The organism is Paraburkholderia sp. RL17-381-BIF-C (genome assembly GCF_046026435.1).
Lineage (GTDB): Bacteria > Pseudomonadota > Gammaproteobacteria > Burkholderiales > Burkholderiaceae > Paraburkholderia.
Map to the genome: position 1 here is coordinate 1 of NZ_JARESX010000089.1, position 26116 is coordinate 26116.

26 protein-coding genes are annotated in these 26116 nt (G+C 60.7%); 20 read left to right on the forward strand and 6 right to left on the reverse strand.

Annotated elements, in window-relative coordinates; genetic code table 11:
- The first annotated feature begins 105 nt into the window (after positions 1 to 105).
- From P0D70_RS32145 to P0D70_RS32180, 8 genes are all read left to right on the forward strand, one after another.
- A complete protein-coding gene (locus tag P0D70_RS32145; protein ID WP_408187447.1) occupies positions 106 to 2478 on the forward strand; it encodes a bifunctional salicylyl-CoA 5-hydroxylase/oxidoreductase in 2373 nt (790 codons plus the stop codon).
- Positions 2475 to 3248, forward strand: a complete 774-nt coding sequence (locus P0D70_RS32150; RefSeq protein WP_408187448.1) for an SDR family NAD(P)-dependent oxidoreductase — start codon at positions 2475 to 2477, stop codon at positions 3246 to 3248. The genes P0D70_RS32145 and P0D70_RS32150 overlap by 4 nt, the downstream gene beginning before the upstream one ends.
- A complete protein-coding gene (locus P0D70_RS32155; protein WP_091805774.1) occupies positions 3245 to 3805 on the forward strand; it encodes a MarR family winged helix-turn-helix transcriptional regulator in 561 nt (186 codons plus the stop codon). The genes P0D70_RS32150 and P0D70_RS32155 overlap by 4 nt, the downstream gene beginning before the upstream one ends.
- A 25-nt stretch (positions 3806 to 3830) precedes the next feature.
- Positions 3831 to 4682, forward strand: a complete 852-nt coding sequence (locus P0D70_RS32160) for an enoyl-CoA hydratase family protein (RefSeq protein WP_091805771.1) — start codon at positions 3831 to 3833, stop codon at positions 4680 to 4682.
- A gap of 1 nt (position 4683) precedes the next feature.
- The gene (locus tag P0D70_RS32165; protein WP_408187449.1) at positions 4684 to 5892 is read left to right on the forward strand and encodes an acyl-CoA dehydrogenase family protein; all 1209 of its coding nucleotides are present in this window, start codon (positions 4684 to 4686) and stop codon (positions 5890 to 5892) included.
- Positions 5889 to 6332 carry an acyl-CoA thioesterase gene (locus tag P0D70_RS32170; protein WP_408187450.1) on the forward strand — a complete coding sequence of 148 codons (444 nt, stop codon included), beginning with the start codon at positions 5889 to 5891 and terminating at the stop codon, positions 6330 to 6332. Before P0D70_RS32165 ends, P0D70_RS32170 begins: the two co-directional genes overlap by 4 nt.
- Positions 6329 to 6724 (forward strand): RidA family protein, encoded by a 396-nt coding sequence (locus P0D70_RS32175; protein WP_091805762.1) that lies wholly within the window; start codon positions 6329 to 6331, stop codon positions 6722 to 6724. Before P0D70_RS32170 ends, P0D70_RS32175 begins: the two co-directional genes overlap by 4 nt.
- 79 nt (positions 6725 to 6803) lie before the next feature.
- Positions 6804 to 8444: an AMP-binding protein gene (locus P0D70_RS32180; protein ID WP_408187465.1), complete on the forward strand. Its 1641-nt coding sequence runs from the start codon at positions 6804 to 6806 to the stop codon at positions 8442 to 8444.
- Between the two features lie 94 nt (positions 8445 to 8538).
- Here the strand turns inward: P0D70_RS32180 and P0D70_RS32185 are convergent, their stop codons facing one another.
- On the reverse strand, positions 8539 to 9393 hold the full coding sequence (locus P0D70_RS32185) for a LysR family transcriptional regulator (protein WP_177205142.1): 855 nt from the start codon (positions 9391 to 9393) through the stop codon (positions 8539 to 8541).
- A 111-nt stretch (positions 9394 to 9504) separates the two neighbouring features.
- Here P0D70_RS32185 and P0D70_RS32190 point away from each other — a divergent pair, with 111 nt between their 5' ends.
- The 6 genes from P0D70_RS32190 (at position 9505) to P0D70_RS32215 (ending at position 15551) form a co-directional block, all read left to right on the forward strand.
- The gene (locus tag P0D70_RS32190) at positions 9505 to 10491 is read left to right on the forward strand and encodes a zinc-dependent alcohol dehydrogenase family protein (protein WP_408187451.1); all 987 of its coding nucleotides are present in this window, start codon (positions 9505 to 9507) and stop codon (positions 10489 to 10491) included.
- A gap of 227 nt (positions 10492 to 10718) precedes the next feature.
- Positions 10719 to 11942: a dienelactone hydrolase family protein gene (locus tag P0D70_RS32195; protein ID WP_408187452.1), complete on the forward strand. Its 1224-nt coding sequence runs from the start codon at positions 10719 to 10721 to the stop codon at positions 11940 to 11942.
- A 73-nt stretch (positions 11943 to 12015) separates the two neighbouring features.
- Entirely contained in the window at positions 12016 to 12693 is a 678-nt protein-coding gene (locus tag P0D70_RS32200; RefSeq protein WP_091805746.1) for a glutathione S-transferase, read from the forward strand.
- Entirely contained in the window at positions 12680 to 13009 is a 330-nt protein-coding gene (locus P0D70_RS32205; protein WP_408187453.1) for a hypothetical protein, read from the forward strand. Before P0D70_RS32200 ends, P0D70_RS32205 begins: the two co-directional genes overlap by 14 nt.
- Positions 13006 to 14508: a DHA2 family efflux MFS transporter permease subunit gene (locus tag P0D70_RS32210; RefSeq protein ID WP_408187454.1), complete on the forward strand. Its 1503-nt coding sequence runs from the start codon at positions 13006 to 13008 to the stop codon at positions 14506 to 14508. The genes P0D70_RS32205 and P0D70_RS32210 overlap by 4 nt, the downstream gene beginning before the upstream one ends.
- Before the next feature lie 209 nt (positions 14509 to 14717).
- Entirely contained in the window at positions 14718 to 15551 is an 834-nt protein-coding gene (locus P0D70_RS32215) for an AraC family transcriptional regulator (RefSeq protein ID WP_408187455.1), read from the forward strand.
- A gap of 76 nt (positions 15552 to 15627) precedes the next feature.
- Here the strand turns inward: P0D70_RS32215 and P0D70_RS32220 are convergent, their stop codons facing one another.
- The 4 genes from P0D70_RS32220 to P0D70_RS32235 all read right to left on the reverse strand — a co-directional run bounded on the left by P0D70_RS32220 (position 15628) and on the right by P0D70_RS32235 (position 19645).
- On the reverse strand, positions 15628 to 16344 hold the full coding sequence (locus P0D70_RS32220; protein WP_408187456.1) for an aldolase: 717 nt from the start codon (positions 16342 to 16344) through the stop codon (positions 15628 to 15630).
- Positions 16345 to 16348: 4 nt separating this feature from the next.
- A complete protein-coding gene (locus P0D70_RS32225; RefSeq protein WP_408187457.1) occupies positions 16349 to 17689 on the reverse strand; it encodes an MFS transporter in 1341 nt (446 codons plus the stop codon).
- A gap of 101 nt (positions 17690 to 17790) precedes the next feature.
- The gene (locus tag P0D70_RS32230) at positions 17791 to 18690 is read right to left on the reverse strand and encodes a LysR family transcriptional regulator (RefSeq protein WP_408187458.1); all 900 of its coding nucleotides are present in this window, start codon (positions 18688 to 18690) and stop codon (positions 17791 to 17793) included.
- 325 nt (positions 18691 to 19015) lie between these two features.
- Positions 19016 to 19645: a TetR/AcrR family transcriptional regulator gene (locus P0D70_RS32235; RefSeq protein ID WP_408187459.1), complete on the reverse strand. Its 630-nt coding sequence runs from the start codon at positions 19643 to 19645 to the stop codon at positions 19016 to 19018.
- A gap of 215 nt (positions 19646 to 19860) precedes the next feature.
- On the opposite strand from P0D70_RS32235, the gene P0D70_RS32240 reads away from it, so the two are divergent.
- On the forward strand, positions 19861 to 20172 hold the full coding sequence (locus P0D70_RS32240) for an H-NS histone family protein (protein ID WP_091805727.1): 312 nt from the start codon (positions 19861 to 19863) through the stop codon (positions 20170 to 20172).
- Positions 20173 to 20291: 119 nt separating this feature from the next.
- On the opposite strand, the gene P0D70_RS32245 is transcribed toward P0D70_RS32240, so the two are convergent.
- Positions 20292 to 21116: an IclR family transcriptional regulator gene (locus tag P0D70_RS32245; protein WP_408187460.1), complete on the reverse strand. Its 825-nt coding sequence runs from the start codon at positions 21114 to 21116 to the stop codon at positions 20292 to 20294.
- Positions 21117 to 21269: 153 nt separating this feature from the next.
- On the opposite strand from P0D70_RS32245, the gene P0D70_RS32250 reads away from it, so the two are divergent.
- The 5 genes from P0D70_RS32250 to P0D70_RS32270 all read left to right on the forward strand — a co-directional run bounded on the left by P0D70_RS32250 (position 21270) and on the right by P0D70_RS32270 (position 25259).
- Positions 21270 to 22034 carry a substrate-binding periplasmic protein gene (locus tag P0D70_RS32250; protein ID WP_408187466.1) on the forward strand — a complete coding sequence of 255 codons (765 nt, stop codon included), beginning with the start codon at positions 21270 to 21272 and terminating at the stop codon, positions 22032 to 22034.
- Between the two features lie 29 nt (positions 22035 to 22063).
- A complete protein-coding gene (locus P0D70_RS32255; RefSeq protein WP_408187461.1) occupies positions 22064 to 22720 on the forward strand; it encodes an amino acid ABC transporter permease in 657 nt (218 codons plus the stop codon).
- Positions 22717 to 23463 carry an amino acid ABC transporter ATP-binding protein gene (locus P0D70_RS32260; RefSeq protein ID WP_408187462.1) on the forward strand — a complete coding sequence of 249 codons (747 nt, stop codon included), beginning with the start codon at positions 22717 to 22719 and terminating at the stop codon, positions 23461 to 23463. Before P0D70_RS32255 ends, P0D70_RS32260 begins: the two co-directional genes overlap by 4 nt.
- A gap of 7 nt (positions 23464 to 23470) precedes the next feature.
- Positions 23471 to 24763 carry an NAD(P)/FAD-dependent oxidoreductase gene (locus P0D70_RS32265; RefSeq protein ID WP_408187463.1) on the forward strand — a complete coding sequence of 431 codons (1293 nt, stop codon included), beginning with the start codon at positions 23471 to 23473 and terminating at the stop codon, positions 24761 to 24763.
- Between the two features lie 166 nt (positions 24764 to 24929).
- The gene (locus P0D70_RS32270) at positions 24930 to 25259 is read left to right on the forward strand and encodes a hypothetical protein (RefSeq protein ID WP_408187464.1); all 330 of its coding nucleotides are present in this window, start codon (positions 24930 to 24932) and stop codon (positions 25257 to 25259) included.
- The last annotated feature ends 857 nt before the right edge of the window (positions 25260 to 26116 follow it).

Genomic DNA, 26116 nt, shown 5'->3' on the forward strand with positions numbered 1-26116 from the left:
ACAAGCGTCGGGGTTGCCTAGCGGGAACTTCATCGATTACTTGACATCTAAACTATCTAAGCCTAAATTATCCCCATCGGCAGCGTTCACATATGGGGAACAAGCATGCGCATCGTTTGTATTGGCGGCGGCCCGGCCGGGTTGTACTTCGGTCTGTTGATGAAGGGCCGTAACCCGGCCTACGATGTCACGGTAGTCGAGCGCAATCGCCCCTACGACACCTTCGGCTGGGGCGTCGTCTTCTCCGACCAGACGCTCGGCAACCTGCGCGCCGCCGACGCCCCCAGCGCCGACGCGATCCTCGACGCCTTCAATCACTGGGACGACATCGAGATCAATTTCCGCGGGCAGCAAATCCGTTCGTCGGGTCACGGCTTTTGCGGCATCGGCCGTAAGCGCCTGCTGAATATCCTGCAAGCGCGCTGCGAAGAACTGGGCGTGAAGCTGGTCTTCGAAACCCAGGTTACGGACGACAGCGTCTACGAAGCCGATCTGATCATCGCCTGCGACGGCGCCAACAGTGCGATCCGTCAAAAGTACGCGACCACCTATCGCCCCGCCGTCGACATGCGCGATTGCCGCTTCGTGTGGCTCGGCACGAAAAAACTTTTCGACGCCTTTACCTTCGCCTTCGAAGAAACCGAATTCGGCTGGTTCCAGGCGCATGCCTATCGTTTCGACGATCAGACTTCCACCTTCATCGTTGAAACGCCGGAGCGCGTGTGGCGCGCCGCCGGTCTCGACGAAATGAGCAAGGAAGACAGCATTGCCTTTTGCGAAAAGCTGTTCGCCAGGTATCTGGACGGCAATGCGTTGCTGTCGAACGCGGCGCATTTGCGCGGCTCGTCGCAATGGATTCGCTTCCCACGCGTGGTCAACGAAGAATGGGTGCATTGGCGCGGCAACGCGGACGGCACCCGAACGCCTGTCGTCCTCATGGGCGACGCCGCGCATACTGCCCATTTTTCGATCGGCTCGGGTACCAAACTCGCACTCGAAGATTCGATTGAACTCGCCAACAGCATCCGCGCGCATCCCGGCGATCTCGCCGCTGCCTTGAAGCACTATACGGACGTCCGCAGCATCGACGTATTGCGTATTCAGAATGCCGCGCGCAATTCGACGGAATGGTTCGAGCATGTCGACCGCTATACGTCGTTCGAGCCGGAACAATTTGCGTATTCGCTGCTCACGCGCTCGCAGCGCATTTCGCACGAAAATCTGCGTGAGCGCGACGCCAACTATCTATCCGGCTTCGAAGACTGGCTGGCCCGGCGCTCAGGCGTGGAACGCGCGCCGGAGAAGCATTCCGTGCCGCCCATGTTCACGCCCTTCACCTTGCGCGGCGTCACGTTGAAAAACCGTGTGGTGGTGTCGCCCATGGCGCAATATTCGGCCGTCGACGGCATTGCGGGCGACTATCACCTGATGCATCTCGGCGCCCGTGCAATGGGCGGTGCGGCGCTCGTCATGACGGAAATGACCTGCGTCTCGCCCGAAGCGCGTATCACGCCCGCGTGTCCCGGCATGTATGCGCCTGAACATGTCACCGCGTGGAAGCGTATTGTGGATCTCGTGCACCGTCAGTCGGATGCGAAGATCGGCATTCAACTCGGCCATTCCGGCGCGAAGGGCTCGACTCGCGTCGCATGGGAAGGCATCGATCAACCGCTGACGGAAGGCAACTGGCCGCTCGTCTCGGCATCGCCGCAACAATATCTGCGCGGCGTCAGCCAGCATTCGCGCGAAGCCACGCAAGACGAGTTGCGCGAAATCGAAGCGCAATTCGTCCGCGCCACGCAAATGTCCGCCAAAGCAGGTTTCGACTGGCTCGAACTGCATTGCGCGCACGGCTATTTCCTGTCGAGCTTTCTGTCGCCGCTGACCAATCAGCGCACTGACGAGTACGGCGGTTCGCTGGAGAATCGCCTGCGCTACCCGCTGCAGGTTTTCAAGGCGATTCGCGCGGTGTGGCCGCAAAACAAGCCGATTTCCGTGCGTATCTCCGCGAGCGACTGGGTCGAAGGCGGCACGACGCCCGACGACGCGGTCCAGATCGCGCGAGCCTTCAAGGCCGCCGGCGCCGACATGATCGACGTGTCGTCGGGCCAGGTCAGCAAGGAAGAAAAGCCCGTATTCGGCCGCATGTTCCAGACGCCGTTCGCCGACCGCGTTCGCAACGAAGCGGGAATCGCGACCATCGCAGTCGGTGCGATTTCCGAGGCGGATCACGTGAACAGCATCATCGCCGCAGGCCGCGCGGACCTGTGCGCGATTGCCCGCCCGCATCTGGCCAATCCCGCATGGACGTTGAACGAGGCCGCCAAGATCGGCTATTTCGACGTGACGTGGCCGAAGCCCTATACCGCGGCGAAATCTCAACTCGAACGCAACCTTGAACGCGAGCGCGCCCAAGCCGCTGCAAACGCGGGTCTGTCGCCGCAAGAACGTGCGCAACGCGCCGAAGGAACCACGTGAACACACTCCATTCGACGCTCGCCGGGCAGCACGCAGTGGTCACGGGGGGCGGCAGCGGAATTGGCGCTGCGATTGCAGAAGCCCTGCTACGCGCCGGCGCGCGTGTCACGTTGATGGGCCGCAACGCGGAGCGGCTCGACGCGCAGCGCGAGAAATGCAGCGCATTGGGCAACGTGGCTTGCATCAGCGTCGACGTCGCGCAAGAAGACTCCGTTGCGAATGCGTTCCGCGAAGCCGGCGCGGTCGATATCCTCATCAACAACGCGGGGCAGGCGCAGGCCGCACCGTTCATCCACACCGACATGGCGCTCTGGCAGCGCATGCTGGACGTGAACCTCACCGGCGTCTTTCTCGGCACGCGCGCGGTATTGCCCGGTATGCTCGAACGCGGTCATGGCCGCATCGTCAACGTGGCAAGCACGGCAGGACAGATCGGCTATGCGTACGTCGCCGCCTATTGCGCCGCGAAGCATGGCGTGATCGGTCTCACGCGTTCGCTTGCGCTGGAAGTGGCGACCAAAGGCGTCACCGTCAATGCGGTTTGCCCTGGTTATACAGAAACGGAACTGCTGCACGCCTCGCTTGAACAGATCACCAGCAAGACCTCGCGCACCGAACAGCAGGCGCGCGAAACCTTGCTTCGCTCGAATCCGCAACATCGCTTCGTGAGTCCCGAACAGGTCGCCAATGCAGTGCTTTGGCTCTGCCAGCCCGGCTCGGACGCCGTCACGGGGCAATCCCTTTCCGTCTCCGGTGGAGAAGTCATGTGACCAAGTCAACGAACATCAGGAAGCCCGCAGCGGCGGCTGAAACGAAACCGCCGCGCAAAGGCGTCGCCAAACCCGCGGAGAACGTCGTGGACCTCGAAATGAGCACGGGCGCGGATAGTCACATGGGCTTGCGTCTGTGGCTGCGCATGCTGACCACGACCAATCTCGTGCAGGCCGAATTGCGCAAGCGCCTGCGCAACGAATTCGATACCACATTGCCGCGTTTCGATTTGATGGCGCAGTTGGAGCGTCATCCGGAAGGCCTGAAGATGACCGAGCTTTCCCGTCGTTTGATGGTGACGGGCGGCAACATCACCGGCATTACGGATCAGCTCGAGAAAGAAGGACTCGTGTCACGCGACACCGACCCGAACGACCGCCGCTCGATCAGCGTGTGCCTGACACCGGCGGGTCGCAAGGCGTTCGACAAGATGGCGGTCGCGCATGAGCAATGGGTAGTCGAACTGTTCGGTGGTTTGAGCCTCGATGAAAAATCGCGCACCCATCAGCGTCTCGGCAAACTCAAGAAACATCTGCTCGACAGTCTGAAAGACTGATTCGCATCGAAACGAGGAGACATTCATGACACGATCCAACGCCGACGCCCTACTGGCCGGCAACCGCCTCACGTTGGCGAACTATGAAGCGCGGCACTTCGGCTGGTCGGTCGCCGACAAAGTCGCGACGATCACGCTGAATCGCCCCGAACGCAAAAACCCGCTGACCTTCGAGTCGTATGCGGAATTGCGCGACCTGTTCCGGCAATTGACCTATGCGACCGACGTCAAAGCAGTAGTGATTCATGGCGCAGGCGAAAACTTCTGTTCCGGCGGCGACGTGCACGACATCATCGCGCCGCTGATCGATCTGCCCATGCCGGAGCTGCTGCTCTTCACGCGCATGACCGGCGATCTCGTGAAGGCCATGCGCCATTGTCCGCAGCCGGTGATCGCGGCCGTCGACGGCGTTTGCGCCGGTGCCGGCGCCATCCTCGCGATGGCGTCCGACATGCGGCTCGGCACCGCCCGCAGCAAGCTCGCCTTTCTGTTCTCCCGAGTCGGCCTCGCCGGCTGCGATATGGGCGCTTGCGCGATCCTGCCACGCATCATCGGCCAGGGGCGCGCCGCCGAACTGCTCTTCACTGGCCGCTCGGCAAGCGGCGACGAAGGCCACGCATGGGGTTTCTACAACCGGTTGTGCGAACCTGCCGCGCTGCTTGAAGACGCGCAGAAGCTCGCCGCCGATCTCGTCGCGGGTCCGACCTTCGCGCATGGCATCACGAAGAAAATGCTGCATCAGGAATGGAGCATGAGCATCGACGAAGCGATCGAATCGGAAGCGCAAGCGCAGGCGATCTGCATGAGCACGCGCGATTTCGAACGTGCATATAGCGCGTTTGCTGCGAAGTCGCGTCCTGTGTTCGAGGGAGACTGAATTGAGCGCCAACACCGAACCGGATCTGCATAGCGCGCTGGCGTGGCCATTCTTCGAGCCGCGCCATCGCGAACTGGCCGCGGGTATCGAAGCGTGGTGCCACGCGAACCTTTCGCACCAGGATCACAAGGACGTGGACGCCACCTGCCGTCATCTGGTGCGTGAACTCGGCGCGGCGGGCTGGCTGACATATGGCGTGGGCGGCGTAGCCTACGGCGGCCACGGCGACACGATCGACACGCGCGCCGTCTGCCTGCTGCGCGAAACACTCGCCAAACACTCCGGACTCGCGGACTTCGCGCTGGCGATGCAAGGACTCGGTTCGGGCGCCATCTCGCTCGGCGGCACGCACGAACAAAAGGCGCGCTATCTGCCGCGCGTCGCCAACGGCACGGCTATCGCGGCGTTCGCGCTGTCCGAGCCCGAGGCTGGATCGGACGTCGCCGCCATGGCGCTCTCCGCTCGCGAAGAGGGCGACGCCTACGTGCTCGACGGCGACAAGACGTGGATCTCCAACGGCGGCATCGCCGATTTCTATTTGGTGTTCGCGCGAACCGGCGAAGCGCCGGGCGCACGCGGCATCAGCGCATTCATCGTGGATGCGGATACGCCGGGGCTGGAAATCGCCGAGCGCATCGACGTGATCGCGCCGCATCCGCTCGCGCGTTTGCACTTTGCTGGAGCGCGCGTACCGCGCAGCCAGATGCTCGGTGCGCCCGGCGAAGGCTTCAAGCTCGCCATGCGCACGCTGGATATTTTCCGCACGTCGGTGGCGGCGGCGTCGCTTGGCTTCGCGCGGCATGCGATGGCCGAAGGTCTCACGCGGGCCGCTTCGCGCAAGATGTTCGGGCAGACGCTCGGCGATTTTCAACTGACGCAAGCCAAACTCGCACAGATGGCCTTGACCATCGACAGCAGTGCGTTGCTGGTCTATCGCGCGGCCTGGTTGCGCGACCAGGGCGAAAACGTCACACGCGAAGCCGCGATGGCGAAATGGCACGCGAGCGAAGGCGCGCAACAGGTGATCGACGCCGCCGTGCAACTCTATGGCGGCATGGGCGTGCAAAGCGGCACGGCCGTCGAGATGCTGTATCGCGAGATTCGCGCGCTGCGCATTTACGAAGGCGCAACCGAAGTACAGCAACTGATTGTCGGACGCGATCTGTTGAAAGCACATGTTGCCGCCACTGCCGGAGCCCATACGCAATGAGCGCATCTTTCGAACGGCCCGTGCGGATCCGCTTCTCGCATTGCGACCCGGCGGGCATTGTGTTTTTTCCGCAATATCTGGTGATGACCAACGCGCTGGTCGAAGACTGGTTCAACGAAGGTCTGCATATCGACTACGCGCAGATGATCGCGCAACGCCGCGTCGGCTTGCCGATCGTCAAACTCGATTGCGAGTTTTCGCGGCCGAGCCAGATGGGCGAAACGATCACGCTGACTCTCAAGGTCGAGGCGATCGGCCGTCGCTCGATCAGCATCGAGATTGTCGGCCATTGCAACGGCGAAACCCGCTTCCGCGCGAAACAGGTGCTCGTCACGACTTCGCTGGAAATCGGCACCTCCATTGATATTCCCACCGACATCGCGAGCGCGCTCGCGACGTTCGCCCCACAGCCCGACTCCATTGAGGCGCATCGCTCATGAAAAAAGCTCTTCTCCCCGCCGGCTGGGTCAAACCGCGTGGCTACGCGAATGGCGTCGCGGCGACCGGCACACAGGTGTTCATTGCCGGCCAGATCGGCTGGGACGAACAGGCGCGCTTCCAGACCACCGACTTCGCCGCGCAAGCCATCCAGGCGCTCAAGAATGTGATCGCCGTTTTGCACGAAGCGGGCGGCAAGCCTGAGCACCTGGTGCGATTGACGTGGTACGTCACCGACAAACGCGAATATCTCGCGTCGTTGAAAGACATCGGCCGCGCGTTTCGCGAGTTGATCGGCGACTACGACATCGCGATGAGCGCGGTGCAGGTCGTCGCGTTGATCGAAGACGAAGCGAAAGTCGAAATCGAGGCGACCGCCGTGGTCCCGCAGTAACAGAGCAACAAAGCACACGAAAAGAAACCACCAAGCCAACCGAAGCGCATTTAGCCGGCTCAACGCCCGGGAGACCATGATGGAACCGTCAGCACACGTCGATACCTTCGCGCGCGACAATCTTCCGCCGCAGGATCAATGGCCTGTCTTTCTGCTCGACAACCCTGACGTTGCCTACCCGGCGCGCTTGAACTGCGCGACGGAGTTGCTCGACAGAACCATTGAGGCGGGCCACCGCGATCGTCCCGCGATCTGGTCCGATGTGGACGGCGCCCCACGCGCCACGACGTATGGTCAACTGTTGGCGCTGGTGAATCGCAGCGCGCATGTGCTGGTCGATGAAATGGGGTTAAAGCCCGGCAACCGTGTTCTGCTGCGTGGGCCAAACTCGCTGCATATGGCCGTGACGGCGCTCGCGGCGCTCAAGGTCGGCCTCGTCGTGGTGCCGACCATGCCTTTGCTGCGAGCCAAGGAACTAAAACAGATCATCGACAAGGCGCAGGTTAGCGCGGCGTTGTGCGACGCCCGCCTGACCGCCGAACTGGCACGCTGCACCGATCCGCAAGACGAGTTCTATTGCGCAGGCCTGAAGCAAACGCGCCTCTTCCACGACGACGCACGGGATTCGCTCGACACGCTCGCGATCAACAAGCCCGACCACTTCACCGCGTGCGACACCGCCGCCGACGACGTCTGCCTGATCGCGTTCACCAGCGGCACGACGGGCGCGCCGAAGGGCTGCATGCACTTTCATCGCGACGTCGTCGCCATGTGCGATCTGTTTCCGCGTCATGTGCTCAAGCCCACGGCGAACGATATTTTTTGCGGCACGCCGCCGCTCGCGTTCACGTTCGGCCTTGGCGGCTTGCTGTGCTTCCCGTTGCGCGTGGGCGCTTCCACGGTGCTGATCGAGAAGCTCACGCCCGAGACTCTGCTGCAGACCGTTGAGCGGTTTCACGCGACCGTCATGTTCACCGCGCCGACCTTCTACCGGCAAATGGCGCCACTGGTTGCGCACCACGACATCTCGACCTTGAAGAAAACCGTATCGGCGGGAGAAGCGTTGCCCGATTCGACGCGGCGACTCTGGCACGACGCGACCGGTATCGACATGATCGACGGTATCGGCGGCACCGAGTTGATCCACATTTTCATTTCGGCGCAGGGTAACGAAATTCGCCCGCATGCGATAGGCCGCGCCGTGCCGGGTTACGTGGTGCAGGCCGTGGATGACGACATGCAACCGGTCGCGCCTGGCACGATCGGCAAGCTCGCGGTACGTGGCCCGACCGGCTGCCGCTATCTCGCCGACGAACGGCAAATGAAGTTCGTGCGCGACGGCTGGAATCTGCCCGGCGATTCGGTCTATCTCGACGAGGACGGCTATGTGTTCTACCAGGCGCGCGCAGACGACATGATCGTCTCCGCCGGCTACAACATCTCCGGCCCTGAAGTGGAAAGCGTCTTGCTGCAACACGACGCGGTGTCCGAATGCGGCGTGATTGGCGTGCCCGATGAAACCCGCGGCCAGATCGTCAAAGCGTTCGTCGTGGTCAATCCCGGTTACGTCGCGGACGGCAAGCTGGTCGCGCAACTACAGGATTTCGTGAAAACTAGCGTGGCGCCGTATAAGTATCCACGCGAAATCGTTTTCGTCGATGCACTGCCGCGTACCGAAACCGGCAAGCTCAAACGGTTCGAGTTGCGTACGATGGGTTAGTGCGCATTTCCCGGGCAACCATCTTGCACGGGAGCGCAGACTCACCGCATGGCCGCCACTTTCATGGCGGCCATGTCGATCAATCCGCGAACGATTAAACGTTCGATATGCGGTCGATGGCGAGATCGAGAAACGCCCGCAATCTGCCCAACCTGCGCAGATCGCGATGGTAGCCAAACCACACATCTCGTCCTGGCGGCGCTTCCCCAAGATCGATTCGTTCGATCCCGGCGGTGTTGTCGCCCAACGGGCAAGGCAGAACAGCCAGCCCGCCTCGTTCCGCGCACATGCGCGCCTGCGCCTCGCGGTTGTTGCTGCCGAAAGCCACATGCGCGTTCGGCAAAACTTCACGCAGCCATTTCACGTCGGGTAGCGTTTCAAAGGCGCTGTCCATGGTGAGCAGCGCGTATCCCGTACCGTCGCCGCGCTGCGGCGGCACGATGTTCAATGGGCCGTACAACGCGTAGTCCATTTTGATGAACTTGCGCTGGATGACGTCGGCTTCATCGAACGGCGTGATCCGGAATAGCAGATCGGCGTCGCGACGCGCCAGATTGAGCCGCCGCGAATCGGTCACGAGTTCGATCGACACCAACGGGTTCACACGCAGAAACTCCGCGACGACCGGCGTCAACACATGCACGCCAAACCAGTCGGACGACGAAATCCGCAGCAAGCCGGTAAGTTGCTGTTGCTTCCCCGCTAACGCGCGCTCGAACGCGTGCGCTTCGTCTTCCATCCGCTCGGCAGTGGCGAGCACGGCGGAGCCCTCTTCCGTCAGCACGAAGCCGTCCGCTGTGCGCTGAAACAGCGTCTGCCCGACCGATGCCTCCAGCATCCGCAGCCTGCGGCCGATAGTCGGCTGGGTCTGGCCAACCTGGCTTGCCGCGCGGCCCAACGTTCCCTCGCGGGCAATTGCCAGAAAGATCCGAACGTCGTTCCAGTCCATATAAGCCCATGCAATTTTGTTTAGATAACGTGCAAAAACGTCGATTTACATACTTTCTCGCATGAACCACTATTAATCAAGCCGTTCCGGCACACCATCGAGAGAAATGTCATGACTATGCAAGCGCTTGTGCTCAACCGTTACAACGGTCCTCTGGAACTTACCGACCTCCCGACGCCGACAGCCGAACGCGGGCAGGTGTTGGTGCGCGTGAAGGCTGCCGGCCTCAATCCGCTGGACACCAAAATCCGCTCGGGTAACGCCGCGCATGCGAAGCACCCGCTGCCGCTGGTGCTTGGCATAGACATGGCCGGGACTCTCGAGGCAGTCGGCGAAGGTGTGAGCGGCTTCAGCGTCGGCGATGACGTGTACGGCATGACCGGCGGCGTGGGTGGCTTGCAGGGCTCGCTCGCGCAGTTCCAGGCCGTGGATGCACGATTGCTCGCTCATAAGCCGGCGAATCTCTCGATGAAAGAGGCCGCGGCAATTCCTTTGAGCTTCATCACATCCTACGAAGGCATCGCGGACCGGGCGAAGTTGCAGGCGAGTCAAACGGTGCTCGTGCAGGGCGGCGCAGGAGGCGTCGGCCATATTTCCGTTCAGTTGGCGATTGCGATGGGCGCTCAGGTCTTCGCGACGGTCAGCGCAAAGGATCTGGACGTGATCAAAGCGTATGGCGCTACGCCGATTGACTATCGTGCGAACTCGGTCGAAGCGTATGTCGATGCGTTGACCCAAGGCGAAGGGTTCGATCTCGTCGCCGATACCGTGGGTGGCGCTTCGCTCGATGCTTCGTTCAAAGCCGTTAAGCAATTCGGTCACGTTGTCAGCGCATTGGGCTGGGGAACGCATGCGTTGGCTCCGTTGTCTTTCCGTGAGGCCACGTATTCGGGTGTCTTTACGCTGTCGCCGCTGCTCACCGGGAAACATCGCGAGCACCACGGCGACATGCTGCGCATAGCGGCCCGACTCATTGAGAAAGGCAAGCTGGTGCCGAAGCTGGACTCACGTAGTTTCGACTTCGGCAACGTGGAGCTTGCTTACCAGTCGATTGTCGATGCGACGAACACCGGAAAGATCGTGGTCGACGTGAAATAAGAACCGGGCGGGAATGTACCGTACGACGAAACGGGTCGCGCATTCGCGGGATTTCGGGAAAAATAGCGAGGCGTCGTAAAGATACCCTCGCGTCATCGTTATTGCCGATGCATTGCCGCATAGCGAAACCGGCAAGCTCGAACGCTTCGAGTTGCAGACGATGGCCTGGCTCACATTCCCCAAGCAATCATTTTGCGTGGGATCGTTTTGCATGGGAGACACACCGAATGGCCGCCTCTTTCATCGAAGTCGTCGCCCAGGATGGCGGCCGGTTCAACGCCTACGTCGCGCGTCCGGCGCAAGGGTCGGGACCGGGACTCGTGCTGCTGCAGGAAATTTTCGGCATCAACGACACCATGAAAGCGACGGCCGACCGCTTCGCCGAAGAAGGTTACGTCGTGCTGGTGCCGGACCTGTTCTGGCGGATCAAACCGGGCATCGAGCTCGGTTATGGCGAGGCCGACATGAACCAGGCGCTCGATTATCTCGGCCAGTTCGACACAGACCTCGCCATCGACGATATCGCCGCCACCATCGCGGCGTTGCGCACCCTGCCCGAACAGGCCGGCAAGGTAGGCACAGTGGGTTACTGTCTTGGCGGCAAGCTCGCGTTCCTGAGCGCCGCGCGCACCGATATCGACTGCGCGGTCAGCTACTACGGCGTGGGCCTCGAAGCGTATCTGGATGAAGTGCCGGCGATTCGCTGCCCGATGGTGTTTCACTTCCCCGAAAACGATTCGCACTGTCCGCCGGCAACCCGCGAACGGATGAGCGCGGCGTTACGTACGCGGCCGCAGATCGAGCAATACGTGTACCCCGGTTGCGATCACGCGTTTGCCGCGCCGTCGCGCCCGCAATACGACAAACCCGCCGCGATGATGGCGTATTCGCGCACGCTCGCGCTGCTGCGCAAAGTGCTGGGGCCGGTCTACGATCTCAACGCGCTGTGGGAAGCTCACTGCTATTACGAGTTCGCCACGCGTGACGTGGACGCCGTCATGCCGACCATGGTCGCGCAGCCCTACGTCAATCACGTTCCGACCATGACCGGCGGTGTCGGCCATGACAACCTGAAGCGCTTCTATACGCATCACTTCGTCAACTCGAATCCCGCCGATACGAAGCTGATTCCGATTTCGCGCACCATTGGCGCGGATCGTATCGTCGATGAATTCATTTTTAGCTGCACGCATAGCTGCGAGATCGACTGGTTGCTGCCCGGCGTCGCTCCAACCGGTAAGTATTTCGAGGTGCCCATGCTGGCTGTCGTGTGTTTTCGCGGCGACAAGCTCTATAACGAGCACATCTATTGGGATCAGGCTTCCGTACTCGTGCAGGTCGGCTTGCTGAACCCCGAGGGACTGCCGGTCGCCGGAATCGAAAGCGCGCGCAAGCTGCTCGACGAAACGCTGCCGTCCAATCAGTTGATGGGCGCCAAATCACGCGTGTGAGCTGCGACTAGAGGCCTGCCTCTGCACAACGTCCTTATGATGTGACACTTCATTGGCCAACATCCCCCGACCCATGCTGACCGTTCATCATCTGAACAACTCCCGCTCGCAACGCGTCTTGTGGCTGCTCGAAGAACTTGGCGTGCCCTACGAGATCAAGCGTTACGAGCGCGATCCGAAAACGATGCTCGCGCCGCCCGAGTTGCGCGCGGTGCATCCGCTCGGCAAGTCGCCCGTCATTACCGACGATGGCCAGACTATCGCCGAGTCGGGCGCGATCATCGAATACCTGATCGACAAATACGGGCAGGGACGCTTTGCGCCGGCACCTGCCACGCCGGAGCGGCTGCGTTATACCTACTGGCTGCACTACGCGGAAGGTTCGGCGATGCCGCCGTTGCTGCTCAAACTCGTCGCGCTGCGCATTGCCAGCGCGCCGATGCCGTTCTTCGCCAAGCCGATTGCGCGCAAGATCGCCGCCACACTGCAATCGAGTTTTATCGATCCGCAGTTGAAGCTGCACCTCGGCTATATCAATCAGGAGTTGAGCAAGACCGGCTGGTTCGTCGGCAACGACTTCACGGCGGCGGACGTGCAAATGAGTTTTCCGCTCGAAGCCGCCACGGCGCGCGGCGGTATGGAAGGCCAGATTCCGGCGGTGGTCGATTTTCTCAAGCGCATTCATGCAAGACCGGCTTATCAGCGGGCGCTGGAACGTGGCGGCAAGTACGAATTGCTTGGCGGCGATTGAGATCTGCGCGGCCCTGGAAATCGTAGTTGTGGGCCAAAAGTCGCGGATGCTAGACTGGAAAATCCCATTGTCGGTACCGCGCCTCGTCGAACGCGTTTTTGACGGCACGGTTGTCTGCGCGTTTCGTCAGCGCGTTTCGTCAGCGCGTTTCGTCAGCGCGTTTTGTCAACGCGTTTTGTCAACGCGTTTCGTCGTCAACGAATTGTCCACTGGCTGGTCGGCGCTGCGCCGGGTTGCGTTTCTTTTGGCGCGTTGCCGACTTCAGCAGCCGCGCATCCGGCATCCATCGACCACGGCCAAGGAGCCGCCCGCATGACCCATTCCATCCACGGCAACAAACGCTGGCTCGCACTGATCGTGCTGTGCCTTGGCGTGCTCATGATCGTGCTCGATACCACGATCGTGAACGTTGCGCTACCGTCCATCGCGGCGGATCTCGGTTTTACCGAAACGTCGCTCGTGTGGGTGGTCAATGCGTACATGCTGACCTTCGGCGGCTGTCTGCTGCTCGGTGGACGGCTCGGTGATCTGTATGGACACCGCAAGTTGTTTCTTATCGGCATCACGTTGTTTACGTTGGCGTCGCTTGCGTGCGGCATTTCGAACTCGCAAATGCTGCTGGTGTGCGCGCGGGCCGTTCAAGGTGTGGCAGGCGCTATCGTCTCCGCTGTTTCGCTATCGCTCATCATGAATCTGTTCACCGAACCCGGCGAGCGAGCGAAAGCCATGGGCGTGTACGGCTTCGTGTGCGCGGGCGGCGGCAGCATCGGCGTGTTGCTCGGTGGGTTGCTCACCAATCTGCTGAGCTGGCACTGGATCTTTCTCGTCAATCTGCCGATCGGCATCGCTGTGTACGCACTGTGTGTTGCGCTGTTGCCGTCGGCGCGCGGGCATGCGCATGGAGAGAAGCTCGACGTGGCCGGCGCGGTGTCCGTCACCGTTTCGCTGATGCTCGCCGTCTATGCCGTCATGAATGGCAATGAAGCTGGCTGGACTTCGGCGCAGACGCTCGGCTTGCTGTTCGCCGCGTTGGCGCTGCTTGCCGTGTTTCTGGTGATCGAATCGCGCGTCCAGCATCCTTTGATGCCGCTCGGTCTGTTCCGCTTGCGCAATGTTGCGACCGCGAACGTGGTCGGCGTGCTGTGGGCGGCTGCAATGTTTGCGTGGTTCTTTATTTCCGCGTTGTATCTGCAGCGCGTGCTCGGTTATCGGCCGCTGCAGGTCGGGCTCGCGTTCTTGCCGGCCAATCTGATCATGGGGTTCTTTTCGCTTGGGCTGTCGGCGCGGGTGGTGATGCGCTTCGGCCTGCGTGTTCCGCTTGCGGTAGGGCTGCTGGTCGCGGCGTGCGGTCTTGCGTTGTTCGCCCGAGCGCCGGTTGGCGGCAGCTTTGTGCTCGACGTCATGCCGGGGATGATTTTGCTGGGCTTCGGCGCCGGTATTGCATTCAATCCGATGCTGCTGGCCGCTATGAGCGATGTCGATCCGAGTGATTCAGGACTCGCGTCCGGAATCGTTAATACGTCGTTCATGATGGGTGGCGCGCTTGGGCTTGCGGTACTGGCGAGTCTTGCTGCGGCGCGGAGTGAGGCGATGCAGGGGGCGGGTGATGCCGTGGCCGCGCTGAATAGTGGGTATCACGTCGCGTTTTTGTTCGGGGCGATTTTTGCGGCCGCGGCGGGGGTGATGGGTGGGGTGTTGTTGCGGACGGGGGTGGCGAGTGGAGTTCAACACGAAAGCCACGGCGGCCAGCACGCGCCAGCCACAGAAGGGCAGTCGAGAGCCGCTGGAAACAATGCCGCAAGCGAGAATTATTGAGCAGCCGTAGACCTGTTGCCGGGCGGCTGGGTTAGTACGTTTCGATTGGGACTTGTGTGGGAGCAAGGCACTGTTTGACGAAGATCTGTCCGAACGCGATCAGTCTGAGCATGGCGGCCAAGCCGCTTCGCTGTTGAAAACCGCAAGCACGATCAAATACGGCAGCCTGCGTCGAGCTATGCTGGTTCCATGCTGACATGAGATCCCACATGAACCCGGTTGGAAAAGCGCTGTGGTTTATCGAAAGCCACTTTGCCCGCGAGTTGTCACTGGAAGACATCGCCGACTGCGGATGCGTGTCGCGCTTTCACCTGGCGCGCGCCTTCGAAGCGGCCACGGGCTTTTCGGTGATGCGCTATGTTCGCGCGCGTCGGTTGAGCGAATCGGCGCGGCGCCTGGCGAGCGGCGCACCAGACATTCTCGCGGTCGCCATCGAAGCCGGCTACGGTTCTCACGAGGCATTCACGCGCGCATTTCGCGAGCAATTCGGGCTCACGCCCGACGCGCTGCGCGCGCGTGGCCATCTCGACAATCTCGCCATCGTGGAGCCGATCAAAATGGACGAAACCCTGCTAGCCCATCTCGAACCGCCGCGCTTTGAAGACGGTAAAGCGCTTCTGGTTGCGGGTCTGAGCGAACGCTATACCTGCGAAACCTCCGCTGCGATCCCATCGCAATGGCAGCGCTTCAACCACTACTTCGGCAAAGTGCCGGGCCAGATCGGCAACGTGGCGTACGGCGTCTGCTACAACGCCGACGACGCGGGCAACATCGACTATCTATGCGGCGTCGAAGTCGGCGATTTCTCGGCATTGCCGGGCGAGCTGAGCCGCTTGCGCATTCCCCCGCAACGCTACGCGGTGTTCAGTCACCGCGAGCATGTTTCGGCCATCCGTCGCACCTGGAACACGATCTGGAATCAATGGTTGCCGGCATCGGGACAAGTGCCTGCGGATGCGCCGAATTTCGAGCGATATGACGAGAAGTTCGATCCGGTGAGTGGAATGGGCGGGCTCGAGATCTGGTTGCCGTTGAAGATATGATCGACGCGATTGTCGACACGCGGGTGGATGCGTATCGCCCCCCACCCACGCATAACCCGCACCCAACCCCACCTCATCAAACATCTCCCGCCCAATACGCGAACGTTGCATTAACGATCGCCGGTTGCAACAGGAAGTCGTGCGCCGCCTGCGCCAGATCTGCCCGCACGGGTTTGATCGTCCCGGCGGCCATCGCCAGCAAGGCGAGTTCGGCCGCGTTCTCCATCGAGACTGCGAGATAAATGCTTTCTTCAATCGAAGCACACGCACAGATATAGCCGTGATTGACAAGCAAAGCCGAGCGCCGGTCGCCTAATGCCGCGCTGATGATTCGGCCTTCTTCATCGTCGATTGGCACGCCGGGCCATTCCTCAAGAAAGCCGCAGTCGTTGTAGAACATGCAGGCGTCCATATGCGCGACCGGCAACGGTATACCCAGCATCGAGAGCGCGCTGATGTGTCGCGGATGCGTGTGCACAATCGCATGAACGTCCGGCCGATGTCGATAAACCCACGTATGAAACCTCACTGCCGGGTTCGGAGTTCCGTCGCCTTCCAACACCGTCAGTTCATCGTCCACCAGAATCATCGATGCGGGCGTCACCTCTGCAAAGCTTTTTCCGAGAGCCGGCGTCCAGTATCCGCGATTCGACGCATCGCGCCACGTGATCTGACCGGCGAGACTCGCCATATGACCTTTCGCGTGCAGGATGCGGCAGGCATCGGCGAGTTTTTCGAGGGGGAAGGACGCTTGCGCGTTCCCGATGCCCGTAATGGTTGACCGTTGTTTCATTGAATCACTCTCCTTGCGAATGGGGCGGCGCTGGCGTCGTGGGGGCGCTTTTCATCAAACGTGTGCAAAGCACGGCGAGCGCTGCGAGTGCGCCGACATAAATCGCGATCGGTTGCAGACCGTGATATTGCGCCACCAGTGAAGTCGCCACGATCGGCGCCAGCCCGCCACCAATCGCCGCCGCAAACTGAATACCGATCGATATGCCGGAAAGGCGCACATTGACTGGAAACTGCGCGGCAAAGAGTGCCGACTGCGGACCGAATAGCAACGCATAGTTGAACCCTAGCGCAATAGCCACCGCAACCTGTAACGCCGTGAGGCTGCCGCTATCGATCCACCGCAGCAGAGGCACGACGCTAAGCGCCATGACGACAGCGCCGAACATATAGAACCGGCGTACGCCTACCCGGTCGGCCAGCCAGCCGAATAGCGGCAAGGTGACGATCTGGATTGCAGCGCCGATCATGACGGTCTGCAACACCGCGCTACGGCTGAATCCCAAACGCGTCGACGCGTAAGAAACCAGAAATACGGTGAGTACGTAGTAAAGCGTCACTTCGGGAAGCTTCGCGCCGATTGCCAGCAGCAATGACTTCTTATGACGCGTGAGCAGTTGCCACAGCGGCACGTCTACCCGTTGTCGCCCGCTTGCGGCTTTTTCGAAGGCGGGCGACTCACCAACGCTTCGCCGTACGAATGCGCCTAGCAAGACCAGCGCGATGCTGGCAAGAAACGGAATACGCCATCCCCAGCTTTGAAAAGCCTCTTCCGGCAGTCGGCTCAAGAGACTGAACGCCGATGTAGAAAGAAGTAAGCCGATCGGCGGACCCATTTGAGGCAGGCTTCCGAAGAGGCCCGCGCGACTGGACGGCGCATGCTCGACTGCCATGAGCACGGCTCCGCCCATTTCGCCGCCCAGCGCGATGCCCTGCAAAATGCGTAGCGCGACGAGCAGCACCGCGGACCACGTGCCGATCACGACGAAGTTCGGTATCAGACCAATCGCAATGGTAGAAAAGCCCATCAGGAACAACGAGAAGGTCAGCACGGACTTGCGGCCGAGCCGATCGCCAAAATGCCCGAACAGGATGGCGCCGAGCGGCCGCGCGAACAGCCCGGTCGCGAATGCGCCGAACGACGCGAGTGTCGCGCTCGTCGGGTCGAGGTTGGGAAAGAACTGCCGGTTGAATACGAGCGCGGCGGCCGTGCCGTAGGCGATAAAGTCAAAGCCCTCGATGATCGATCCGACTGTGGCCGAGATGACCGCCTTATAGCGGGCCGGCAGCGGCGATCTGCGCGTTGTTGTGCTCACGCCTTCGAGCGCGGAAAACGGGTCGTTCACGGGTGATCTCCTCACTTCGGTGGTCGGCGGGAGGCGGCCGAACTGGCGTCAGTATTGGTCCGGTGAACGACGCGGGATATGTGCCCAGAAATAACTCTGGATTAACCTGAAGTTATCGCGCCTTGCGGGCCCGCGCGCAAGGCAATTTCAAGTGCGGCGTCGAACGCCCGCGACTGGCCGCGCACGCTGCGTGATATCGCGACCAGCCGGCGCGATGGGACCGCATTCAACGGCGTACGGCGCAGCCCACGATCCTCGACCATATCGCGCGGCAAGCTCTCCGGCAGGACAGTCACGCCGCCGCTGATCGACACGAGCCGCAAACTTAGTTCGAGCGAATCGCATTCGATATACGGCTGCACACTGCCGCCCAGCGATCGTTCGACCATGCGGCGCAACGCGTAAGGTTTTGGCGGAAGGATCAGTTTCAGCGCGGCCAGGTTGGTCAATGCATGCGCGTCTGTATCGTCGTCTGCGGCGGTGTACAAGGCCAGCCGCTCTTCGAAAAGCGGTTCGCTGATTAGATCCGGCACATCCACTGCGGTCTCGTAGACGAAGCCGATATCCGCTTTGCCGCGCTCCACGCTTTCGACCACGTTCGCGGAACTGTCGCAGTGAATGGTGAGGTGAACATCGGGATACAGCGCGAGCATCTGCCGGCTCAACTCCGGAATGAAATACGCGATCAACGTTTGAACGGTTGCAATGCGCAGCGTCCCGCCATGCCGCGACAGCTGCCCCGAATGTTCGAACGCGGCGTCGAGCGAATTCAGCAGCGGCTCGACTTTCAAAAAGAGCGCTTGACCGTCGGGCGTCAACTGCATGCCGCGGCCGTGGCGAAGAAATAGCTTCGTGTCGAGCGCTGTTTCGAGTGCGCGAATCTGTTTGCTCAGAGCGGGTTGCGTGATAGCGAGAATCTCGGCTGCCTCGCGCAGTGAACTCGCCTTCGCTACGGCGACGAACATGCGCAATTGATTGTCCCGGCTGGCAAGCGTTTTCATAGAAAGGAGGATTGGTGGATGAAATGCCGCTGGCGTACATGTTACCCATCCGGCGAGCCGATCGCGGCGGGCAGCATCGATCGACTGCGGATGTTGTCCGTGCAGTCGATGATCACGGCATGGACACGGTTCTATGATTGTCGGCGCTTTATGAGCCGACCCCGATCAGGAACAAGACCGCAGCGAGACAGCGATTGTGGGTCGTCTGGAAGACTGTGCCCAATAAGCTATATCGAGCGATGCGGCGCTGCACCGCATCTGCTTCGGAATGCGCTTGCCGTTCGTTCCGAGCTCTGAAGATTCGCTGCGAACGACAAGCACAGGTTCAGGAGCGCACAGAGGGCGCCGCGGCTAACAAGCCGCGCAGAAACACCATGATCATATGGCCGATGGGTGCGTCGGAAAGCAGCGACCGCTGCAAAGCGAGGCCCTGCGAAAGCCCCATGAAGGACGCCGCCAAGACGGTCGGCGATTCGGGCGGCACTTTTTCCAGTCTGGCGAAGATCTGCCCGATGCAATAGGCAAGGCCATCACGGTGAGCGTCCAGCAACGCCTGTGAGGCTTCTTCAAAAACGGGATTGCGACGCCCCTGAAGCTTGAATTCAACGCCCAACACCGACCACTCGGGCTCGGCATCGAGTGTCTGCGCCCAGACTTCCAACGCGCTCAAAATGTCGTCCGCGGACGAGGATGGGTCATTCAACGTACGGACGATATCGCCCACTTGCGCCTTTGACCGCTCTCGCATCAATTCGACGAACAGCTCTTCCTTGCTCGCGAAATTCGAATAGAAAGCGCCCTGCGTGTAGCCTGCTTCGGCCGCGATATCTCTTAGAGAAGTGGCGCCGAAGCCTCGCTCGACAAACAGCCGCTTCGCCGCGGCAAGCAAATGCGTGCGCGTTTGCAATCGGCTTTCTTCGCGGCTCAGGCGCGGGGGTGGGGTCGCCTTCTTCATGGCCGGAAGGATATCAGTTGATATTTAAAATTCAACTGGCTATTATTACGAATCCATTTCGCATATCACTTGATATGCGAAATCAGGAGCCTCGGGTGGTCCTCTGAGCGTGCTTACGCAACGCGATGAGGGCGAGCCTGCGGAGTCAACTGCGAGCCAACCGCAAACACCAGGGCGCAATGCAACAACCTGGTCATGTACTACGGAAAGAAAGCATGAGCAGCAGGGTAAAGATGTTGAAGCAGCAACTCGCCCAACTCGATGAGCGGATATTGGTCGCCTGGCAGCAGGAACAGAAAGCCGCGATCGAACACGTCCGGCAGGTCATGAACTTCTTCAACCTTGTGCCGAACCAGTTGCGCGTCGACCGGCGCGGCAGGTACAACACCAGGCCGCCTCAAATGAAGTATCAGGACCCCGTCACCGGCGCGACGTGGAGCGGCCGTGGCCGCGCGCCTTCGTGGATCCGCAACCGGCGCTACGACGATTTTCTGGTTAAGCAGCCTGACGACGCCGGATCGAACTAAGGGTTGCAGACGTTCAAGCGTATTCCATGCGCCCTTGATCCGCGAGTTTGATAAGGATGTCTATCTCTTTGCGAATCATCATGGTGCGCACAGAGTAACGTCGATCAAGCCGCCCGCCCTCAGGCAAGCGTTCGAATCGAGTTGCTGATACCGCGCGCGCAATCGATCACGGCGGGGGCCAAGCGTGCTTCAGCTTCCGCCGGCGTCCACCGGCTCGTCGGCGCAACGACGTGAACCGCACCGACCGGCCGACGCTCCCCGTCGAGCACCGGCGCCGCGATCGTCATATCGCCAATGAACAGTTCCTCGCGGTTCGACGCATAGCCATTGCGCCGTCCGAGCGCGAGCCGCGTCACGATCTCGTCGATATCCGTTACGGTGTACTGCGTATGCGCAACGCGATCGCTCGCGAGCAGCAGCGCATGTGACTCGTTTTCCGGAAGCGCCGCGAGATACGCTCTCCCCGACGCCGTGCAGTACATCGGAATGCGGCTGCCGATCGGCATGTGAATCGGCACGAACTTCATACACACGAAGCGCGCCACGTAGACCATATCGACGCCATCCGGCTCGGTCAGATTGGTCGTCTCGCCGGTGACATTGGTGAGTTCGGAGAGAAACGGATTGGCGACGTCGATCAACGTGTCCGCAGCCAGATAGTTGAAGCCGATCTGCATCACACGCGGCGCCAGTTGATAGCGCCTGGTACGCGGATGCTTACGCACGTAACCGAGTTTCTCCAGCGTGTAGATCATGCGTTGCGCGGAGCTTTTGGTGATTGCCGTGGCCTCCGCGACTTCCGGCAATGTCATCGACCTTCGCTGTGCACTGAACGCGCGCAGCACCGCGATGCCCTTCTCCAGCGACTGATTGAACAGTGCGTCCGGCGTTTCCTCCGGTTCCGGGGGCGCTTCCGGCGGTGCGTTGAGCGTCTTGCGTGTCATGGAATCACCCAATTGTTCTCTATCGTTATTGACTCTAGCATATCGAATATCGATACGCAAATTTCGTCCACCGATATTTTTGATTCGAATAATATGCACCAACTGATGGTTACCGATATTCCGACCGACCGTCGTCAACTCGTGGAGAGACTCATGTTCCAGTTCGCCAAACGCTTCGCCAGTGTCTTTGCAACAGGATTGCTGCTCGCCGGTGCGCCGGCCTTGTCGGCAGCCGCCACCACGTACGAGATTGGAGCGACGGCCACCGGTGTGCCGTTCACCTTTCTCGATGTGAAGACCAATTCGATCCAGGGCCTGCTGGTCGATGCGATCACCGCGACCGGCAAGGCGGCGGGCTTCGACGTGAAGATCGAGCAGACCACGTTCTCCGCGCTGATTCCGTCGCTGACCACGAAGAAGATCGACATCATCTCGGCGGCCATGCTGAAAACGCCGGCGCGCGAGCAGGTCGTCGATTTCTCCGACACCGTGTACTCCTATGGCGAAGGCCTGATCGTGCGCGCCGACGACAAAGGACAGTACACGTCCATGGACGACCTCAAGGGCGAAGTGGTCGGCGCGCAGGTCGGCACCGCGTTCGTCGATGCGTTGAACAAGAAGGGGATCTTCAAGGAAGTGCGCACCTACGATTCAGTCGCCGACATCATGCGCGACGTCGCACTCGGCCGCATCAAGGCGGGCTTCGGCGACCATCCGATTCTGGCCTACCAGCTTCAGCACAATCCCAATCCGCAATTGCGCCTCGTCAGTGGCTATCAACCGTCGGTGAAAGGCCAGGTGTGCTTCGTCGTGCGCAAGGGCGACACGGCGACGCTGGAGCAGTTGAATGCCGGAATCAGAAAGATCAAGGCCGACGGTACGCTCACGCAAATCGTCAAGAAGTGGCAGGTGGAATGACGTCGCTTTCCGAATAAGGACCGTCCGCCATGTTCTTCCAGAACGCCGTCGAGTTTCTGCCGATCCTGCTCAAAGGCGCGGTTGTCACGATCGAGATCACCTTCTGCTCGTTCGTTCTGAGCACCGTGCTCGGCCTCGTGCTCGCGCTGATGCGCGTGTCGAACCACCGCATCGTATCGAACGCCGCCGCGACTTTTATCAACGTGATCCGCGGCCTGCCCATCATCGTTCAGCTCTTTTACATCTACTTTGTGCTGCCAGACCTCGGCGTGCAATTGTCGGCGTTCCAGGCGGGTTTCATTGGCCTTGGCGTCGCGTACTCGGTGTATCAGGCGGAGAACTTTCGCGCCGGCATTCAGGCGATCGATCACGGGCAGATCGAAGCGGCGCAGTCCATCGGCATGCGCGGGGCAATGATCATGCGGCGCGTGGTCTTGCCGCAGGCGTTCCGGATCGCACTGCCGCCATACGGCAATACGCTCGTGATGATGCTCAAGGACTCGTCGCTCGCATCGACTATCACCGTCGCCGAAATGACGCGCGCCGGACAGCTCATCGCTTCGTCCACGTTTCAGAACATGACGGTCTTCACGCTGGTCGCGTTGCTTTACCTCGGACTCAGCCTGCCGCTCGTCTATGGATTGCGGCGGCTCGAACGCCGTCTCGGACTGAAGGGAAAACGATGATCAAGGTCGACTCGATTCACAAGCGCTTTCACGATCAGCACGTGCTCAAAGGCGTCAGTCTGAGTGTCGAACGCGGTCAGGTCGTGTGTCTGATCGGTCCGTCCGGATCAGGCAAATCGACGCTGCTTCGATGCATCAACGGACTGGAGCGGCACGACGCCGGCACGATCACGGTGGAAGGCCAGGCCGTCGACGCAGCTTCGAAACAGATCCACGACCTGCGCTCGCAGGTCGGCATGGTGTTCCAGCGCTTCAATCTGTTTCCGCATCGTACCGCGTTGGAAAATGTGTTCGAAGGTCCGGTATTCGTGAGAAAGGAAGTGCGTGCACAGGCACGCGAGCGGGCCCGCCATCTGCTCGAGAAGGTCGGCCTCGCGCATCGCATGGACGCGTACCCCGCCGAGATGTCGGGCGGACAGCAACAGCGCGTGGCCATTGCGCGCGCGCTGGCCATGGAACCAAAAGCGATCCTCTTCGACGAGCCGACTTCGGCACTTGATCCGGAACTGGTCGGCGAAGTACTGGGCGTGATGCGCCAACTCGCCGACGACGGCATGACCATGATCGTCGTCACGCATGAGATGGGCTTTGCGCGCGAGGTCGCCGATCGCGTGTGCTTTCTTCATGACGGCACGATCCACGAGGAAGGCTCCGCCGCCGATCTGTTCGAACGTCCGCGCAATCCTCGCACTCGCGAGTTTCTCGGCAGGATGCCCACGCTTACCGACGCCCCCCGGATTTGAAAACATCATGAGCCTGGTTGAAGTTGCAAAGCCATTGCCTCCCTCTTTGTGGGCGGCAACGGCGGAACCTGCGGTCGATACACCGCCGCTAGACGGCTCGGTCACAGCGGACGTGGCGATTGTCGGCGCCGGTTACACGGGTTTGTCGACGGCCTTGCATCTCGCGGAACAAGGCATACGCGTCTGTGTAATCGACGCCAACGAGCCCGGTTGGGGCGCGTCCGGCCGTAATGGCGGCCAGGTGATTCCCGGCCTGAAATACGATCCCGACGAACTCATCCGACGCTACGGCCCACGCGATGGCGAAGCACTCGTGCAAATGGCGGGCGGCGGCGCCGATTCGGTTTTCACGCTGATCGAGCGCCATGGCATTCAGTGCAACGCGACTCGCGCCGGCTGGATTCAGCCGACCCATTCGAGCAAGCTGCTCGGCACACTACGCAACCGGGCGCAGCAGTGGGCGTCGCGCGGCGCGCCGGTTGAACTGCTCGACCGTGCGCAGATATCGAAGCGGCTCGGCACGGACGCATTCGTCGGCGGTTGGGTCGACCTGCGCGCGGGCAGTGTGCATCCGTTGAGCTATGCGCGCGGCCTCGCGCGCGCGGCGCAAACGGCGGGCGCGGCGATACACAGCGGAACCCGTGCTGCGAGCGTCGAGCGTGGTCCGAAAGGATGGAGGATTCGCACGGCACAGGGTTCGCTCATCGATTCGAAGCAGGTGCTGCTGGCAACCAACGGTTATACGGATGGGCTTTGGCCGCAACTCGCTCAATCCGTGATCGCCGCAAATAGCTTTATCGTCGCAACGAGGCCGCTACCTGATGATGTCGGCGCAACGATTCTGCCCGGTGGCGAAGTGGCTTCCGATTCACGGCGACTGCTGCTCTATTTCCGCAAGGACGCACATGGACGTTTGCTGATGGGCGGACGCGGCCCCTTTCGCGAGCCTCGCAATGCCGCGGATTGGGCGCATCTCGAACGTGCCGCCCGGTTGATGTTTCCACAACTGAAGGACATCGAATACGAATACCGATGGGCGGGTCGTATCGCCATCACCCGCAACTTTTTGCCGCACGTGCATGTGCCGGCAGAAGGGATGACGATCGCGCTGGGTTACAACGGACGCGGCATTGCAATGGCGACGACGCTAGGAAAACATCTGGCCGCTTTGATCGGCGGGACGACACGTGGCTTGCCGCTTCCGCCGACCTCTATCGAACCTGTGCCGTTTCATGCGTTGCAGCGGTTTTATATCAGCGCGGGCGTGGCATGGTATGGACTGCTCGATGCGCTTTCTTGAAGCATAAGTTCGGGTGTATGCGGTGTGGCTGGCGCAGCTCCTATTGAATCGGTACGCATCCTTTTCAGCATGAATAAGAGTCGGCGGCACAGCGATTGCTGCGCTTTTGGTCGGGCAGGCGACGACCGTCTGTTTCTTTATTCAGTCCGATAAGGAGGGATGGATCATGAGCAAGGCAATCAGCACATTGATCGCGGCCATCGCCGCACTTACGCTGTCGGGTGGCGCTTATGCACAGACAGCGGGAGGTTCGAACGGCACCGGTTCAGCGGGTAGCACGGCAAGTCCCGCGAATCAGGTGAATCAGCCGAGCAGTGGAATGAGTGGTTATGGCACGCCTGGCGCTACGAATTCGGATAGCGGGATGGCGACCAGGGCGCCGAATTCGGGTTTGCCGAGTGGCTCGAATAGTAGCTCTACATCTGGGACCAGCGCTCCTAAAAGCAACAACACGTTGGCAAGGCCAAGTGTCGTTTCGCCTGCCGCTGGCCAATGAGAGATGTAAAGCTCAAGACCAACCGCGAATATGAGCGTAAGTAATTTCGACTTGCGCCCCACTTCCGCAGTAGCAGGAATGAGTCAATACGACCGGCCTCCACCGGCGCACGCTGCCGAGCATTGCAGATGTGAGGACGTCGCCACAGCACGCGCGGTGACGGATGCGTGAGTATCGACGAGGGTGTAACCGATTCACGCCTCGGTGGAGAAGGTCATCACGAGTCAGGGCTCGATCCGTAGCCGACGATTTTCGTCGAAGTCCGTCGCGGAGAAATTCGGGTCGGTCATTCGCCATTGGTCGCATGAAGGGCCGCTGCCCGGTCGGACAGCGCTCCCTCATCTCTTCCTGACATTTTCCTAACGGTCGCACCACTGCACGCTTAGTAAGCACGCCGTAATCTCAATCGTCCCAATCTTTTAAAAGTATGCGGTCTCTGGGCTGCCAAACAACCGCAACTGTAATGGGATAGTAAAAGGAATCCTTAACATTGGTGATTTTCTCTACCCATCCCTCATTGCGATTAACTATTCTCGCTATGTTCGGGATCTAACAGAACAACGCATACAGAGCAAATATGATCTAACCGCTGCGGAGCATCGTCTGCCATGAAGCAACTGTCAGTTATATAAATTACAGTCTGCTTTCGTTCGCAACCAATCAGCTGGCTGCGAACAATGCTGCAGAGTGCACATATAACTCGGAACATAAATCAGGAAACCGAATGGATATGGCGACCCAACATGCTCCTGATCTTGGCGGCAACGCATTCATCGGGTCCCCTAGCCGGTTTCCGGAATATCTCTCTTCGTTAGAACGCAACGGTTTTCTTTGCGTACCGGACTTTGCATCGGCTG

Bases quoted from the DNA above. Each gene is read 5' to 3' on its own strand.
- P0D70_RS32145 (WP_408187447.1), top strand. From the start codon at position 106: ATGCGCATCGTTTGTATTGGCGGCGGCCCGGCCGGGTTGTACTTCGGT.
- P0D70_RS32160 (WP_091805771.1), top strand. From the start codon at position 3,831: ATGACACGATCCAACGCCGACGCCCTACTGGCCGGCAACCGCCTCACG.
- P0D70_RS32170 (WP_408187450.1), top strand. From the start codon at position 5,889: ATGAGCGCATCTTTCGAACGGCCCGTGCGGATCCGCTTCTCGCATTGC.
- P0D70_RS32175 (WP_091805762.1), top strand. From the start codon at position 6,329: ATGAAAAAAGCTCTTCTCCCCGCCGGCTGGGTCAAACCGCGTGGCTAC.
- P0D70_RS32180 (WP_408187465.1), top strand. From the start codon at position 6,804: ATGGAACCGTCAGCACACGTCGATACCTTCGCGCGCGACAATCTTCCG.
- P0D70_RS32185 (WP_177205142.1), bottom strand. From the start codon at position 9,393: ATGGACTGGAACGACGTTCGGATCTTTCTGGCAATTGCCCGCGAGGGA.
- P0D70_RS32190 (WP_408187451.1), top strand. From the start codon at position 9,505: ATGACTATGCAAGCGCTTGTGCTCAACCGTTACAACGGTCCTCTGGAA.
- P0D70_RS32195 (WP_408187452.1), top strand. From the start codon at position 10,719: ATGGCCGCCTCTTTCATCGAAGTCGTCGCCCAGGATGGCGGCCGGTTC.
- P0D70_RS32200 (WP_091805746.1), top strand. From the start codon at position 12,016: ATGCTGACCGTTCATCATCTGAACAACTCCCGCTCGCAACGCGTCTTG.
- P0D70_RS32210 (WP_408187454.1), top strand. From the start codon at position 13,006: ATGACCCATTCCATCCACGGCAACAAACGCTGGCTCGCACTGATCGTG.
- P0D70_RS32215 (WP_408187455.1), top strand. From the start codon at position 14,718: ATGAACCCGGTTGGAAAAGCGCTGTGGTTTATCGAAAGCCACTTTGCC.
- P0D70_RS32220 (WP_408187456.1), bottom strand. From the start codon at position 16,344: ATGAAACAACGGTCAACCATTACGGGCATCGGGAACGCGCAAGCGTCC.
- P0D70_RS32230 (WP_408187458.1), bottom strand. From the start codon at position 18,690: ATGAAAACGCTTGCCAGCCGGGACAATCAATTGCGCATGTTCGTCGCC.
- P0D70_RS32235 (WP_408187459.1), bottom strand. From the start codon at position 19,645: ATGAAGAAGGCGACCCCACCCCCGCGCCTGAGCCGCGAAGAAAGCCGA.
- P0D70_RS32240 (WP_091805727.1), top strand. From the start codon at position 19,861: ATGAGCAGCAGGGTAAAGATGTTGAAGCAGCAACTCGCCCAACTCGAT.
- P0D70_RS32245 (WP_408187460.1), bottom strand. From the start codon at position 21,116: ATGACACGCAAGACGCTCAACGCACCGCCGGAAGCGCCCCCGGAACCG.
- P0D70_RS32250 (WP_408187466.1), top strand. From the start codon at position 21,270: ATGTTCCAGTTCGCCAAACGCTTCGCCAGTGTCTTTGCAACAGGATTG.
- P0D70_RS32255 (WP_408187461.1), top strand. From the start codon at position 22,064: ATGTTCTTCCAGAACGCCGTCGAGTTTCTGCCGATCCTGCTCAAAGGC.
- P0D70_RS32260 (WP_408187462.1), top strand. From the start codon at position 22,717: ATGATCAAGGTCGACTCGATTCACAAGCGCTTTCACGATCAGCACGTG.
- P0D70_RS32265 (WP_408187463.1), top strand. From the start codon at position 23,471: ATGAGCCTGGTTGAAGTTGCAAAGCCATTGCCTCCCTCTTTGTGGGCG.
- P0D70_RS32270 (WP_408187464.1), top strand. From the start codon at position 24,930: ATGAGCAAGGCAATCAGCACATTGATCGCGGCCATCGCCGCACTTACG.